The following is a 13905-nucleotide window of genomic DNA, read 5'->3' as shown; positions in this document are numbered from 1 at the left end:
TTTAAAAGAATTGAAACCCTTGCCTCTAGCAAGGGTTTTTCTTTATCTTTAAGTCAAAATTATTGTTTTATGAAACGTATACAGCTTTTTGAGTTTGAAGATTTTAATTGGCTTCCATCTTTTATTAGAAGTAGTATTACTAATTTATTGGCACTACTTCTTAAAATGTTAAAGACTAAAGATGTTGTTGCTGCTCTTATCCACGATATTAAAATGCAACATGATTTTAAACAAATTGTTGATTTAGGTTCTGGTTCTGGTGGAGTGATGATTGATGTAATTGAAGAAATAAATAAAAACAGTAATACGCCAGTTAACTTATTACTTACCGATTTATATCCGAATGCCTCAGTTGTAAACAATATTAACAGTTTAAACATTAAAAACGTTCGCTACCAACATGAATCGTTAAATGCAACTGATTTTAAAAATGCTCCCGAAGGATTAAAAACAATGATGAACAGTTTTCATCATATGCCGCCAGAAAGCGCAAAAAATATTTTAAAAACAGCACAAGAGAACAAACAACCTTTATTGATTTATGAAATGGGAGAAAATAACATCCCTATCCTCCTTTGGTGGTTGCTATTGCCTATTTCAATCGTAATTATGGTAGTAATGGTACTTTTTATGACTCCTTTTGTAAAAAACCTAACATTTAAGCAAGTACTATTTACTTATTTAATTCCGATAATTCCGTTAGTATATGCTTGGGACGGACAAGCGTCTTTAGTTAGAATGTACACATTTAAGGATATAGAAAACTATTTACTAAAAGACTTACAAAACGATTCTTATACATGGAAGATTGACCACGCTAAAAATGTAAAAGGGAAAAAACAAGGATATTATATTTTGGGGCTTCCTAAGAACAAATAACTAAGCAGATAAAACAAGGTAAATGTTTTATTATCAAGAAATATTTAACCTAAAAACAATATATTTTATTAGATATAACTAGTTAGCTGCAAGTATAACGATCCACAAACCAACGGACAATTGTTATCTAAATAATGAACGAAGACTTTAATTTTTATCAATTAGACGACAGACAAAAAGAACTCTATTTAGAATCTTTTCATAGTAAGGGAACGTGTTCTTTTCTTACTGGTGGTATGTGCGGAGACATATATCTGATTGACCAAGGGGTAAACACCCATCCACGTTATACCTGCATCAAAGTGCCCAAACCACTAAGAAATGTTTCTGATGCAGAAATCGCAAACCGTTTTGTAAGGGAATTAAAACTTCAATTATCATTCTACCATAACAAATTTGTCCATTGGGCATATGACTTTGACTCTGCATATAATGTTCCAATTGCTTCTTTCAGATATTGGGGGAACGATTTAGGAAACATAATTAGAACAGGCCAATCAAGTCAAGTAACAAAACTTTCAATTATGGTTTATACTTGTATTGGTTTAAGACATTGTTACAGTAAAGGTTTGGTCGCGCATCAGGACTTAAAACCTTCAAACATTTTCATTCAGAATATAAAAAATAATTTTGTTGGACTACCTGATTTAGACATATATGATTTTGCAATTGTTGCGGACTTTGGACTTGCAAACGCTTTCATTGATTACAAAGTATATGATGGAGAACGACCTTATATGTCACCTGAGCAATGGGGTAAATGTGAATTATCTCAGGCATCAGACATTTTTGCTTTAGGTGTTATATTCTTTGAATTAATTACAGACGGATTTCATCCTGTCGGTATTAAACTTAGTGATTTTTATCCAACACCTAAAGGAGAAAACAGCAAAAAATGGACAAGAGTTGCTCCTTGGCAGAAATGGGTTAAGGAAGGTTGTCAAATAAGGTTACCGACAGGAATAAACATTGACACAGATTCATTCGAATTCATAAAAAAAATGCTTTCTATAAATCCTTCTGACAGACCGAATCTTAATGAAGTTATAGAATTTTTATTAAAACAACTCAAAGACATTAGTGAAGAAAGTCATTTTCAGTTGGATTATCTCATTAATTACTTTGACCAACAATCTTCCACTTATACTAATTTAGAAACAGATTGGCCATACTTATTTGGAAGGTGGGAAAAATTTAGGAAACAATTTGAAAATAGCACCAGCAGCTAACAATGTATATAAAAAATAGGCGAAACATTAATAAATTCAAGGCTTTTGGCTCGTGTCAAACTTTGTGATTAACCGAATGTTTAGTCATTCGCAACCGCCTGCTTTTCATATACTAATCGTTAACTACAATTTGAGAAATGCGAACACTTATCATAATTTTAGTTTTAATTTTAGTTTCCTGTAAAGGACAAAACAAGAAAAGTGATTTCACTGAAAAACCAATATCAGAAAGTATAATAACTTCTGAATACGAGTTAATCAAGGCTAAAAAACAAAAAGGTTTATTGATTTTATTTCCTTGCTTTCCTTGTGATGCCAAAAACACATTATCTGAATTTAAAATTTCGGATATAAGCATAGAAAATGGTTTTTCAGTTTTGGCAATGAATTTAAACCAGCGTTTATTCTTAACACAAATAGAAAAACAAGAATTGGTTGAGCAGTTAGAAAAAATAGTTCTCGAAAATAATCTACCCAAAGAAAATGTGTTTATTGGTGGCTTTTCAAGTGGTGGGAATGTTAGTCTTTTAATCAGTGATTATCTTGTTCAGAATAAAAGCAAAATTCAATCCAAAGGAGTATTTGTGGTGGATTCACCTATTGACCTTTTAGCACTTTATAAAACGGCTCAAAAAAATTTAAAACTAAATTTTTCACAGCCTTCTATTCAAGAGGCAACTTGGATAAAAAGCTTTTTTGACAAAGAATTTGGAAACCCGAAAGACGGAATAGCTAAATATGAAAATAATTCACCTTTCACTCTTGAAACACAAAACATCCAAAATTTAAGGAACCTTAAAAATCTAAAAATTAGACTTTACACAGAACCTGATTTAAAATGGTGGCAAGAGAACAGAAAAAACAATTATGAAGACCTAAATGCCTATTATCTTAAAAAGTTATCAGATAAATTAAAAACTGAGTTCGGAAGTAAAAACATTGAACTTATTGAAACAAAAAATAGAGGTTATCGTGCAAACGGAGAAAGGCATCCACATTCTTGGGCAATCGTAAACGAAAAAGATTTAATAAAATGGATGACAGAATAAAAACTACTGTTGCTTAATCTTAAGCAAACAACGTAGCAAAAGCCTCTTCTATTTTACTAACCAAAATCAGTTTTATAGAATGATTTTTGCTTGTGATTTTATTATACTTAGAAGTTACAAAAGTTTTATAACCTAATTTTTCAGCTTCAGTAATTCGTTGATCTATTTTAGATACAGGACGGATCTCACCAGCTAACCCAACTTCTGCAGCAAAACATACATCTGGGTTAATCGCCAAATCTTGATTGGATGATAAAATAGCTGCAACTACCGCTAAATCTATTGCAGGATCATCTACTTGAATTCCACCTGTGATATTTAAAAACACGTCTTTTGCTCCTAATTTGAATCCAGCACGTTTTTCTAAAACCGCTAAGATCATATGTAAACGCTTTAGATTATAACCCGTAGTTGTACGTTGTGGGGTTCCGTAAACCGCAGTAGAAACCAAAGCTTGTATTTCTATCATTAAAGGGCGAATTCCTTCTAAGGTTGAAGCAATTGCAGTTCCGCTTAAATCAGCATCTTTTTTAGAGATTAATATTTCCGATGGGTTTGATACTTCTCTTAATCCATCTGAAAGCATTTCATAAATCCCTAATTCTGCAGTAGACCCAAAACGGTTTTTTTGTGAACGTAAAATTCGGTAAGTATGGTTTCTGTCACCTTCAAATTGTAATACCACATCTACCATATGCTCTAAAATCTTTGGTCCTGCAATATGTCCTTCTTTATTAATATGCCCAATTAATAATACGGGAGTCGCAGTTTCTTTGGCAAATTTTATCAATTCAGCAGAAGTTTCGCGTATTTGAGAAATACTTCCTGGTGATGCTTCAATAGAATTGGTATGCAAGGTTTGAATAGAATCGATTACCAATACATCTGGCTGAACTTCTTCAATATTTTTAAAAATCTGTTGAGTGTTGGTTTCCGTAAGAATTAAACAATTAGAATTTTTCATATCCAATCGTTCTGCACGCATTTTTATTTGTGATTGACTTTCTTCCCCAGAAACATACAACACCTTCTGTGGAATTTGTAAAGCTATTTGCAATAATAAGGTAGATTTCCCTATTCCAGGTTCTCCACCCAATAAAACAACAGCACCTTTTACCAATCCACCGCCTAAAACCGTATCTAATTCTTGGTTTTTAGTTCCAAAACGTTCTTCTGGATTTAACTGGATATCTTCTACTCGCAAAGGTTTAGTAACTCTTTTCTGAGTATCTGTAGATGATTTCCAACTTCTTTTTTCTTCCTTTTGAACAACTTCTTCAACAATCGTATTCCATTCTTTGCATGCATAGCATTGTCCAGTCCATTTTGCATGTTGGGTTCCACAGTTTTGACAGAAAAAAGTTGTTTTGGTTTTAGCCATTTTAATAAGGTCATTTCAGAATTGATACAAAAATAGAAGAAAGTATGCGATTAAAAAATGCTTTAATTAACTAAATAATAACTTATTGCTACATGTTTTGCTTTGTAATTTTAATTAACTTGTAAAGGGTTAATTTTTAAAATCATAGGTTATGACAACACAAGAGGTAGCAAACAAATGGGCGCAAATGTGCAGAGAAGGAAAAAACTTAGAATGCATTAATGAATTGTATGCAGATACTATTGTTAGTAAAGAAATGCCAGGGGTTCCTTATGGAGAATTAGTGGAAGGCAAACAAGAAGTTTATAACAAGAGTAAACAATGGTTAGAAAATGTGCAAGAATTTCACTCTAACGAAATTTCTGAACCAGTTATTGCAGCGAATCATTTTACTTCAAAAATGGCTTTTGACATCACTTTTAAAGACAGAGGAAGACAACAAATGGAAGAAGTTTGTGTGTTTGAAGTAAAAGATGGGAAAATAACTAACGAACAGTTTTTTTACACTATGTAAACAAAAAAAGACCAGTATTAACTGGTCTTTTTATTTTTATTGTATAATGGCAGCATTAAAAATGCTAACCCTCCAAAGACTATAATCATAGCTGTTTGGGCTGTCCACATAATCCAACCGAATGCACTCGCTGGTTCTTCCGGAATTCCAAATAAGGCAAAAGCTCCTGCAACAGCAATAGGGTATAGACCAATACCACCATTAGTGGCTGCGATTGAAAATCCGCCAGCGATAAAGCCAATTAAAACAGCTCCAAAAGGAACGTTTAAATTTTCAACTGCCGGAATCGTTGCCCAAAACATTGCTATGTACATTAACCAAATAAAAACCGTGTGGAATATAAATGCCCACTTGTTTTTCATTTTGAAAATACTGGTTGCGCCTTCTATTAATCCAGAAATAAAGTTTTTAATTTTTAACCCAATTCCTGATTGTGCTTTTTTTACATATCTCGTAAAGATAAATCCACTAATAAATAGTAGTAAAAGCCCTATTCCAATTTTAGTTGGATCAAAGTTTTTAGTAAGTAGTTCGTAGATGAAGTCAAACTGAACAAATAACGTGAATGTAATAATGATTAACATCATTAATAAGTCTGCAATACGTTCAGCAACAATAGTTCCGAATCCTTTTTCAAAAGGAATGTCTTCGTAGTTAGTCATTACTGCAGCTCTCGAAACTTCTCCTGCTCTTGGTACTGCATAGTTAACTAAATATGCTACTAAAACTGCCATGATGCTATTACCAAAATCGGGTTTATAACCCATAGGTTCTAATAAGAACTTCCAGCGATAAGCTCTTGAAAGATGGCTTAATATTCCGAAGAATAAACCTAAAGAAATCCACCAATAATTCGCATTTTTAAAGTATTGTAATAAGGTGTCTATTGACACTTTTGATATAGAATACCAAACTAAAAAACCTCCCAAAATGAGAGGTAATATAATTTTTAAGACTTTTTTTAAATTCAAAATTAAGTAAGCGTATTGTCTGCTTCGTTAGGAAAAACTAAAGCCGGTTTAAACTGTTTTGCCTCTTCTAATTCCATAAAAGCATATACAATTAAAATAAGTGTGTCTCCTTTTTGAACTCTACGAGCAGCAGCACCATTTAAGGTGATTTCTCCGCTTCCTCTTGGTCCTGGAATAGCGTACGTTTCTAAACGCTCACCGTTATTGTTGTTTACAATTTGAACTCGCTCTCCTTCAATAATATTTGCAGCATCCATTAAATCTTCATCAATGGTAATACTTCCAATATAATTTAAATCTGCACCAGTAACTTTTACTCGGTGAATTTTAGATTTTACAACTTGAACTAACATAGGGGCAAAATTACTATTTTTTTAAGTTTTCTGATTAATTTTTTGATGAAACTCTACAGTAACTATTTTAATTTTAAACGCATGTTGTCTATTAAGCGAATTTCACCTGCAAAAACGGCAATAAATGCGCGATATTTTTTTGTAGGATCAATATTGGTAACTGTTTGTAAAGTCGATTCATCGGCAATGGTAAAATATTCCAATTCTAATAACGGGTGTTTTTTGAATTGTTTATTTACCCATTTGGTTAATTCATTAGCATTTTTTGTGCCAAATTTTTTCTTGGCTTTTTTTAATGTTTTGTATATGAAAGGAGCAGCTTCTCTGTGCTCTTTTGTTAAACGTGTGTTTCGAGAACTCATGGCTAAACCATCTTTTTCTCTAAAAATAGGTCTTCCTTTTATTTTTACAGGAATATTATATTTCTCAACTAATTTTTTTATGATTTGTAATTGCTGAAAATCTTTTTTTCCGAAATAAGCAGTGGTAGGTTCTACAATTTCAAACAAAGTTTTTACAATGGTTCCAACACCATCGAAATGACCATCACGAAACTTTCCTTCCATTTGATGTTCTAATCCATCAAAATTATATTTTTCAGCAGTAACGTTTTCTGCATAAATTTCTTCAACAGATGGTGTGAAAAGAACATCACAATTAACACTTTCCAATAATTTGATGTCATTTTCAAGTGTTTTAGGGTATTTCTTTAAGTCTTCTTTGTTATCAAACTGAGTGGGATTTACAAAAATACTTACCACAGTTACATCGTTTTTCTTTTTAGCTCTTTTAACTAAAGAAAGATGTCCTTCGTGTAATGCGCCCATGGTAGGAACAAATCCGATTTTAGTATCTTCATTTTTTAATGAAGCTAAATACTTTTTTAAATCTGCCTTTTTTTCGAAAATTTTCATGTAAGGTTTTTGTAATACGTGCGCAAAATTAGCAATTTAACACGATTTTAGCATAAAATTTCGTAATTTTGCAACTTTATAAAAAGAGTTCGATTTAATGAAGGATAAGAGAATATTATATGTTTCTTCTGAGGTTATACCTTATTTACCAGAAACAGAGTTATCGTCTACTGCATTCAATGTTGCTAAACATGCACATTCTAAAGGAGTTCAAACACGTATTTTTATGCCTCGTTTTGGGGTTATCAATGAAAGAAGACATCAATTACATGAAGTAATTCGTTTGTCTGGTATGAATTTGATTATTAATGATATGGATATGCCATTAATAATTAAAGTTGCTTCTATACCTAAAGAAAGAATGCAGGTTTATTTCATCGATAATGATGAGTACTTTAAAAGAAAAGCTGTGTATACTGATGAAGACGATAAGTTATTTGATGATAATGACGAACGTATGATTTTCTTTGCAAAAGGAGTTGTTGAGACCGTGAAAAAATTAAACTGGGCACCAGATATTATCCATGTTCATGGATGGATGGCTTCTTTACTTCCACTATATTTAAGAGAATTTTATAAAGAAGAACCATTGTTTGCCGAAAGTAAGATTGTAACTTCGCTGTATAATAGCGGATTCGAAGGTGAGTTAAATTCAGAATTAGCAAATAAGGTTCGTTTTGATAAAATTGAAGAAGAAAGAACTACAGTTTTTGAAACACCAAACCATACTAATATATTAAAAAGTGCTATTGAAAACTCAGATGCTATCATAAAAGGTAGTGAAACTTTATCTGACGAAATTGAAGCTTATATAGCTGAAAAAGATGTTAAGGTTTTAGATTTTCCTTCTGAAGAAGTACTAACCGAATCGCATTTAGAATTTTATAAAGAAAACGTATTAGAATTAAGCGAGTAAAATGATTAAAAAACTTGGTATTATAGGTGTTTGCTTACTTGTGTTAGCAATAACCATTTCTTGTGAAAAAGATTTTAATGATATAGGTACTAATATTGTAAATAATGGACAATTTAGTACAGGAAGTTTTCCATTAGAATTGGAAATAACTCCAATTGATTTAGATGAAGTTCGTGCCGATAATATTGGTATTGGATCTTTAAGAGAATATTGGTTAGGAGTATATAACAGCGGAGATTATAAAACTATTGAAGCTTCTTTTGTAAGTCAATTAACTGTGCCTGCTAATTTTTCTTTGGATGATAAATTATCTATTGATGATACAACTGATGAGAGTAAAAAAGTAGATTCAGTTTTTACATTAGATTATGTTTATTTAAAAATACCTTATACTGCGGTAAATACAAGAGCAACTGGAGATAGTGAGCCAAAGTTTAGATTAGATTCTGTCTTGGGTAATGAGTCTATAGCTACAAAAATTAACGTATATAGAAATAATACATTTTTAAATACATTAGATCCATCTAATCCAGCACAATCAAATAAATTTTTATCTAACCAAATTTATGAAAAAGCTAATTCTGCTGAGGTTTTAAATGATAAAGGAGAGGCTTATGATTTTACCCCGAAAGCAAAGGATACAATTTTACCATTAGAGAGAAAGTTGAGTAATGGTAATGTGTACAATGATACTATTAAGATAGTTGACAATGCTACTAAGAGAATTACTACACCTTTTATCAGAATCCAATTAGATAGAAACAAAATGAAAGAATTGTTTTGGGATAAGAGGAAAGATGTAGAATTTGAAACCGCTGCTGCTTTTAACGATTACTTTAGAGGTGTGATAGTAGAGGCTTCAGGAAACGATGGTTCGATGGTTCCATTACAGTTAGGGTCTAACGCTGCTTTAGATATATATTATACAATTACTACGTTTGAGAAAAAAGAAGGGCAAACAAATTTATCAGTAAAAGATACTTTGCCAAGAACATATTCTTTTGCTTTCAATGGTGTAAAAAACAGTATATATAAGATGACTCCTGCTACTAACGCTACACCAGCAGAAAATTTTAAAATTCAAGGAACAGCAGGTACAATGGCTCAAGTAAAAGTGTTAGGGTTAAATTTAAATGATGCTGATGCTATTAATGAGTTGAAAGGAGATTCAAATAATAATAATATTGATGATTTAACGGAGTTAGATGTCGATAATAATAACTATCTAGATTTGAAAGAGCTAGCTGAGTTAAGAAAAATTAGAGGGGCTAAACTGTTAATTAACGATGCTTCGTTAGGTTTTTATGTGAATCAAGAGATTAGTAAAGATACAGCGTTAGTTCCTCAGAGGTTATTTTTATATCAAAATAAAGATGATGGAAATGCTCCAGCTCAATTAACCGATGCATATAGGGAGATAGCACTGTTTGGAGGGAGTTTACAAAATGCTGATAAGAAACCAGAAAAATATTTATTTAGAATAACTGATTATATTTCTGATTTATTTGATGGTTCTGCCAATGATTTTTCTTCACTTGTGTTAAAGGTGTATAATTCACCTACTGATGACGCTATTAAGAATAATCAAATAGATGAAAATGTTTCATCTAGAAACTGGAATCCAAGAGGAGTTACACTATTAAATGGAAATACAGCTAATGGAGAAAAAAAAGCTGTATTAAAAATATCATTTTCTAAAGAAAAAAACTAATTGTTATGTGTGGTATTACAGGATATATTGGGTATAGAGAAGCTTATCCAATTGTGATTAATGGTTTAAAGAGGTTAGAGTATCGTGGTTACGATAGTGCTGGAATTATGATGTATGATGGTGAGAAAATGCACTTATCAAAAACCAAAGGAAAGGTCTCAGATTTAGAGATAATCACTAATAAAGAAGAAATAAGAAAATCCGGAAGGATAGGTATTGGACACACACGTTGGGCTACTCATGGAGTACCTAATGACACCAATTCTCATCCTCATTTTTCTGAATCTGGAAATTTAGTAATTGTTCATAATGGAATTATTGAAAATTACGATACAATAAAAAAAGAGTTAATTACCAGAGGATACAAGTTTAAAAGTGATACTGATACTGAAGTGTTAGTAAACTTAATAGAGGAGGTTAAGAAAAACGAAGTTTGTAAACTGGGTAAGGCAGTGCAGATAGCACTAACACAAGTTATAGGAGCGTATGCTATTGCTGTTTTTGATAAAACAAAACCTAATGAATTGGTTGTGGCCCGCCTAGGGAGTCCAATAGCTATTGGGGTAGGAAAAGAAAATAAAGAGTTCTTTGTAGCTTCTGATGCTTCTCCGTTTATTGAGTACACAAAAGATGCTATTTACCTTGAAGATGGTGAGTTGGCAATTATCAAAAAGGATAAAGGAATAAAGGTTCGTAAGATTGATGATGATAAATTAGTTGATGCTAATATACAAGAACTTCAACTAAGTTTAGAGCAAATTGAAAAAGGCGGTTACGATCACTTTATGTTAAAAGAAATTCATGAACAGCCTAAAGCTATAATTGATACTTACAGGGGTAGAATGCTTGCTGATGAAGGTATTATTAGAATGGCAGGTATTGATGATAATCTACCTAAATTTTTAAATGCCGATAGAATTATTATCGTTGCTTGTGGTACATCTTGGCATGCTGGTTTAGTAGGAGAATATCTTTTTGAAGATATGGCACGCATACCAGTAGAGGTTGAGTATGCTTCAGAGTTTAGATATAGAAATCCGATTATTACTGAGAAAGATGTGGTAATAGCTATTTCTCAGTCTGGAGAAACTGCAGATACTTTAGCGGCTATTAAATTAGCGAAATCTAAAGGGGCATTTGTTTTTGGAGTTTGTAACGTAGTAGGTTCGTCTATTGCAAGAGAAACTCATGCAGGAGCTTATACGCATGCAGGTCCTGAGATTGGAGTTGCATCTACCAAAGCATTTACTACACAAATTACAGTTCTTTCTTTAATAGCACTGAAGTTAGCTAAAGAAAAAGGAACCTTGTCTAAAGCTGCTTTTCAAACATATTTACAAACAATGCAGTTAATTCCTGCACAAGTAGAAAAGTTATTAGAGATTGATGAGCATGTTAAAAATATTGCTTCTATTTATAAAGATGCTAAAAATTGTTTGTACTTAGGAAGAGGGTTTAATTTCCCAGTAGCGTTAGAGGGAGCTTTAAAATTAAAGGAAATTTCATACATACATGCTGAAGGGTATCCAGCTGCAGAAATGAAGCACGGTCCAATTGCATTAATAGATGAAAACATGCCTGTTTTTGTAATTGCCACTAATAAAGGGCATTATGAAAAAGTGGTAAGTAATATCCAGGAGATAAAGTCTAGAAGTGGAAAGATAGTAGCTGTAGTTACAGAAGGAGATACAACAGTAAAAGAAATTGCAGATCATGTGATTGAAATTCCAGATACTGAAGAGGCATTTACACCATTGTTAACTACAATTCCGTTACAATTGTTGTCGTATCATATTGCGGTAATGTTAGGGAAAAATGTAGATCAACCTAGAAATCTAGCTAAATCGGTTACTGTAGAGTAATTAGAATTATATAAAATAATTTAAACCCAAAAACTTTATGTTTTTGGGTTTTTTGTTGGTTGAAAATTAAAAAGTGATGTTAAATCTTGTGTATAAAAAAAGCCTTAACAAATTTGTTAAGGCTTTTGTACTGAAGGCGGGACTTGAACCCGCACGGGCATTACGGCCCATTGGATTTTAAGTCCAACGTGTCTACCAATTCCACCACTTCAGCGATTATGCTTTTTTGACTACTTTTAAAATTAAGCCTCACTCATTAAAGTGAGGCTTATTGGTACTGAAGGCGGGACTTGAACCCGCACGAGCATTACGGCTCATTGGATTTTAAGTCCAACGTGTCTACCAATTCCACCACTTCAGCATAATCTCTTAAAAGGATTGAGCGAAAGACGGGATTTGAACCCGCGACCCTCACCTTGGCAAGGTGATGCTCTACCCCTGAGCTACTTTCGCGTAGTCATTATTTTAATGATCGTTGCATTAGTTGTAATGCGGGTGCAAATATAACACTGTTTTTTTAATTGCAAAGCTATTTTTTAAGTTTTTTTAAATATTTCAATAATTCATAAAAAATATGGTGGTTAACTAAGAATAAAATATCTTTGCACAAATTTTATAATACAAGCAAAAGTTGGTTTCAATTGCAGAAGATAAGATGTCGTTAAAAACTATGTTTTCCGATTTTAAACAATTAACTAAAGTTGGGTTATCGGTAAGTGTTGTGTTTACTTCTATAACGGGATATTTGTTAGGGGCCGAAACAATTCAAACTTCAGTAGTATTACTATTAGCTATAGGTGGATATTTAATGGTGGGTGCTTCAAATGCATTTAATCAAGTAATAGAAAAGGATATTGATGCTTTAATGCAACGAACTAAAAATCGTCCTTTACCTTCAGGTAGAATGAGTACTACTGTGGCATTAATAATTGCTGCGATTTTTACCATAGCTGGAATAGCTATATTGTATTCAATAAATCCTAAATGTGCGCTTTTTGGTGCAATTTCAATTTTTTTATATACAAGTGCTTATACACCACTAAAAGCGGTAACTCCACTAGCAGTTTTTGTTGGAGCGATTCCAGGAGCGATTCCTTTTATGTTAGGTTGGGTAGCGGCAACAGGTAATTTTGGAATTGAAGCAGGATTCTTGTTTATGATTCAATTTTTTTGGCAATTTCCACATTTTTGGGCAATAGGTTGGTTACAGTACGAAGAGTATAATAAAGCAGGTTTGCATATGCTTCCTATGGATAAAAAAGACAAAGGGGCTGTAGTGCAAATTATATTTTACACTTGTGTTATGATTTTAATGTCGGTAGCGCCAGTTTTAAAAGTTACAGGAAAGTTATATATATACCCGATAACAGCAATAATCATTTTCTTATTAGGTTGTTTAATGCTGTTTTATGCTTTTAAATTATATAAGTCGGAGCAAAATACTGATGCAAGAAAATTAATGTTGGCAAGTGTGTTTTATATTACCATTGTGCCAATAATATATGTGGTTGATAAATTTTTACATTAATGAACGGACAAACGTTACAGGAAGAATTAAGAGAAGGAAAAAGAAAATCGGCAAAACCAATGTTGTGGATTGCTATTATTAGCATGATTATGTTTTTTGCAGGTTTAACTAGTGCTTATGTGATAAGTATGAATAGAGAAGATTGGGTTTCTTTCGATTTACCTCCTGCTTTTTATACAAGTACGGTACTTATTGTTTTAAGTAGCATAACATTGTTTTTATCTCAAAGAATGTTAAAAAAAGACAATATAAAAGGTTCATTTATATTGTTAATAGCAACATTACTATTAGGTCTAGGTTTTGTATGGTATCAATATGTAGGTTTTAATGAACTAAAATCTGTTGGATTATTTTTTACAGGACCAGAAAGTACAGTATCTACATCGTTTATCATAGGAATAACATTTATGCACGTAATACACCTATTAGCAGGGGTTATAGTGCTTTTAGTTGTTATTTATAATCATTATAAAAAGAAGTATTCATCAACGGATATGCTTGGGTTTGAACTAGGTGCAATCTTTTGGCATTTCGTAGATGTACTGTGGATTTATCTATTTTTCTTTTTCTATTTTATTAGGTGATGAAAATTGCGTAA

Annotated in this window: 13 protein-coding genes and 3 tRNA genes; 9 read left to right on the top strand and 7 right to left on the bottom strand. The window is 32.2% G+C overall.

What is annotated here, in order from left to right; translation table 11 throughout:
* The first annotated feature begins 69 nt into the window (after positions 1–69).
* From WH52_RS04090 to WH52_RS04080, 3 genes are all read left to right on the top strand, one after another.
* Entirely contained in the window at positions 70–879 is an 810-nt protein-coding gene (locus tag WH52_RS04090; RefSeq protein ID WP_086029656.1) for a hypothetical protein, read from the top strand.
* Between the two features lie 134 nt (positions 880–1013).
* The gene (locus WH52_RS04085) at positions 1014–2108 is read left to right on the top strand and encodes a protein kinase domain-containing protein (RefSeq protein ID WP_086029655.1); all 1095 of its coding nucleotides are present in this window, start codon (positions 1014–1016) and stop codon (positions 2106–2108) included.
* A 284-nt stretch (positions 2109–2392) separates the two neighbouring features.
* Positions 2393–3157: an alpha/beta fold hydrolase family protein gene (locus WH52_RS04080; RefSeq protein ID WP_143592045.1), complete on the top strand. Its 765-nt coding sequence runs from the start codon at positions 2393–2395 to the stop codon at positions 3155–3157.
* Positions 3158–3176: 19 nt separating this feature from the next.
* On the opposite strand, the gene radA is transcribed toward WH52_RS04080, so the two are convergent.
* On the bottom strand, positions 3177–4538 hold the full coding sequence (radA, locus tag WH52_RS04075) for a DNA repair protein RadA (RefSeq protein ID WP_086029653.1): 1362 nt from the start codon (positions 4536–4538) through the stop codon (positions 3177–3179).
* Positions 4539–4689: 151 nt separating this feature from the next.
* Between radA and WH52_RS04070 the strand changes: the two genes are divergently transcribed.
* A complete protein-coding gene (locus WH52_RS04070) occupies positions 4690–5052 on the top strand; it encodes a SnoaL-like domain-containing protein (RefSeq protein ID WP_086029652.1) in 363 nt (120 codons plus the stop codon).
* A gap of 17 nt (positions 5053–5069) precedes the next feature.
* Here the strand turns inward: WH52_RS04070 and WH52_RS04065 are convergent, their stop codons facing one another.
* From WH52_RS04065 to panC, 3 genes are all read right to left on the bottom strand, one after another.
* Positions 5070–6023, bottom strand: a complete 954-nt coding sequence (locus WH52_RS04065; protein ID WP_086029651.1) for a lysylphosphatidylglycerol synthase transmembrane domain-containing protein — start codon at positions 6021–6023, stop codon at positions 5070–5072.
* 2 nt (positions 6024–6025) lie between these two features.
* Positions 6026–6376: an aspartate 1-decarboxylase gene (gene panD, locus WH52_RS04060; RefSeq protein ID WP_086029650.1), complete on the bottom strand. Its 351-nt coding sequence runs from the start codon at positions 6374–6376 to the stop codon at positions 6026–6028.
* 62 nt (positions 6377–6438) lie between these two features.
* Positions 6439–7290 carry a pantoate--beta-alanine ligase gene (panC, locus tag WH52_RS04055; protein ID WP_086029649.1) on the bottom strand — a complete coding sequence of 284 codons (852 nt, stop codon included), beginning with the start codon at positions 7288–7290 and terminating at the stop codon, positions 6439–6441.
* Positions 7291–7387: 97 nt separating this feature from the next.
* Between panC and WH52_RS04050 the strand changes: the two genes are divergently transcribed.
* From WH52_RS04050 to glmS, 3 genes are read left to right on the top strand one after another with little or no spacing between them, the layout of a single operon-like run.
* On the top strand, positions 7388–8206 hold the full coding sequence (locus tag WH52_RS04050) for a glycogen/starch synthase (protein ID WP_086029648.1): 819 nt from the start codon (positions 7388–7390) through the stop codon (positions 8204–8206).
* A 1-nt stretch (position 8207) separates the two neighbouring features.
* Complete coding sequence (locus WH52_RS04045; RefSeq protein ID WP_086029647.1) at positions 8208–9917, top strand: DUF4270 family protein; 1710 nt, start codon at positions 8208–8210, stop codon at positions 9915–9917.
* Between the two features lie 5 nt (positions 9918–9922).
* Entirely contained in the window at positions 9923–11779 is a 1857-nt protein-coding gene (glmS, locus tag WH52_RS04040; protein ID WP_086029646.1) for a glutamine--fructose-6-phosphate transaminase (isomerizing), read from the top strand.
* A 128-nt stretch (positions 11780–11907) separates the two neighbouring features.
* Here the strand turns inward: glmS and WH52_RS04035 are convergent.
* The 3 genes from WH52_RS04035 to WH52_RS04025 all read right to left on the bottom strand — a co-directional run bounded on the left by WH52_RS04035 (position 11908) and on the right by WH52_RS04025 (position 12232).
* A tRNA-Leu gene (locus WH52_RS04035) sits at positions 11908–11993 on the bottom strand.
* A 58-nt stretch (positions 11994–12051) separates the two neighbouring features.
* A tRNA-Leu gene (locus WH52_RS04030) sits at positions 12052–12140 on the bottom strand.
* A gap of 20 nt (positions 12141–12160) precedes the next feature.
* Positions 12161–12232: transfer RNA gene (locus WH52_RS04025), tRNA-Gly, on the bottom strand.
* Between the two features lie 202 nt (positions 12233–12434).
* Here WH52_RS04025 and cyoE point away from each other — a divergent pair.
* Both cyoE and WH52_RS04015 read left to right on the top strand, forming a co-directional pair.
* Positions 12435–13307, top strand: coding sequence for a heme o synthase (gene cyoE / locus WH52_RS04020; RefSeq protein WP_086029888.1), 873 nt, complete (start codon positions 12435–12437; stop codon positions 13305–13307).
* On the top strand, positions 13307–13891 hold the full coding sequence (locus WH52_RS04015) for a cytochrome c oxidase subunit 3 (RefSeq protein WP_086029645.1): 585 nt from the start codon (positions 13307–13309) through the stop codon (positions 13889–13891). Before cyoE ends, WH52_RS04015 begins: the two co-directional genes overlap by 1 nt.
* Positions 13892–13905 lie beyond the last annotated feature (14 nt).

The organism is Tenacibaculum holothuriorum, from assembly GCF_002120225.1.
Taxonomy (GTDB): Bacteria; Bacteroidota; Bacteroidia; order Flavobacteriales; family Flavobacteriaceae; genus Polaribacter; species Polaribacter holothuriorum.
Note: the sequence above shows the minus strand (reverse complement) of the source record. Positions and strands in the feature narration are given on the sequence as shown.

Bases quoted from the DNA above. Each gene is read 5' to 3' on its own strand.
- WH52_RS04070 (WP_086029652.1), top strand. From the start codon at position 4,690: ATGACAACACAAGAGGTAGCAAACAAATGGGCGCAAATGTGCAGAGAA.
- panC (WP_086029649.1), bottom strand. From the start codon at position 7,290: ATGAAAATTTTCGAAAAAAAGGCAGATTTAAAAAAGTATTTAGCTTCA.
- WH52_RS04045 (WP_086029647.1), top strand. From the start codon at position 8,208: ATGATTAAAAAACTTGGTATTATAGGTGTTTGCTTACTTGTGTTAGCA.
- WH52_RS04050 (WP_086029648.1), top strand. From the start codon at position 7,388: ATGAAGGATAAGAGAATATTATATGTTTCTTCTGAGGTTATACCTTAT.
- WH52_RS04090 (WP_086029656.1), top strand. From the start codon at position 70: ATGAAACGTATACAGCTTTTTGAGTTTGAAGATTTTAATTGGCTTCCA.
- radA (WP_086029653.1), bottom strand. From the start codon at position 4,538: ATGGCTAAAACCAAAACAACTTTTTTCTGTCAAAACTGTGGAACCCAA.
- panD (WP_086029650.1), bottom strand. From the start codon at position 6,376: ATGTTAGTTCAAGTTGTAAAATCTAAAATTCACCGAGTAAAAGTTACT.
- cyoE (WP_086029888.1), top strand. From the start codon at position 12,435: ATGTCGTTAAAAACTATGTTTTCCGATTTTAAACAATTAACTAAAGTT.
- glmS (WP_086029646.1), top strand. From the start codon at position 9,923: ATGTGTGGTATTACAGGATATATTGGGTATAGAGAAGCTTATCCAATT.
- WH52_RS04085 (WP_086029655.1), top strand. From the start codon at position 1,014: ATGAACGAAGACTTTAATTTTTATCAATTAGACGACAGACAAAAAGAA.
- WH52_RS04015 (WP_086029645.1), top strand. From the start codon at position 13,307: ATGAACGGACAAACGTTACAGGAAGAATTAAGAGAAGGAAAAAGAAAA.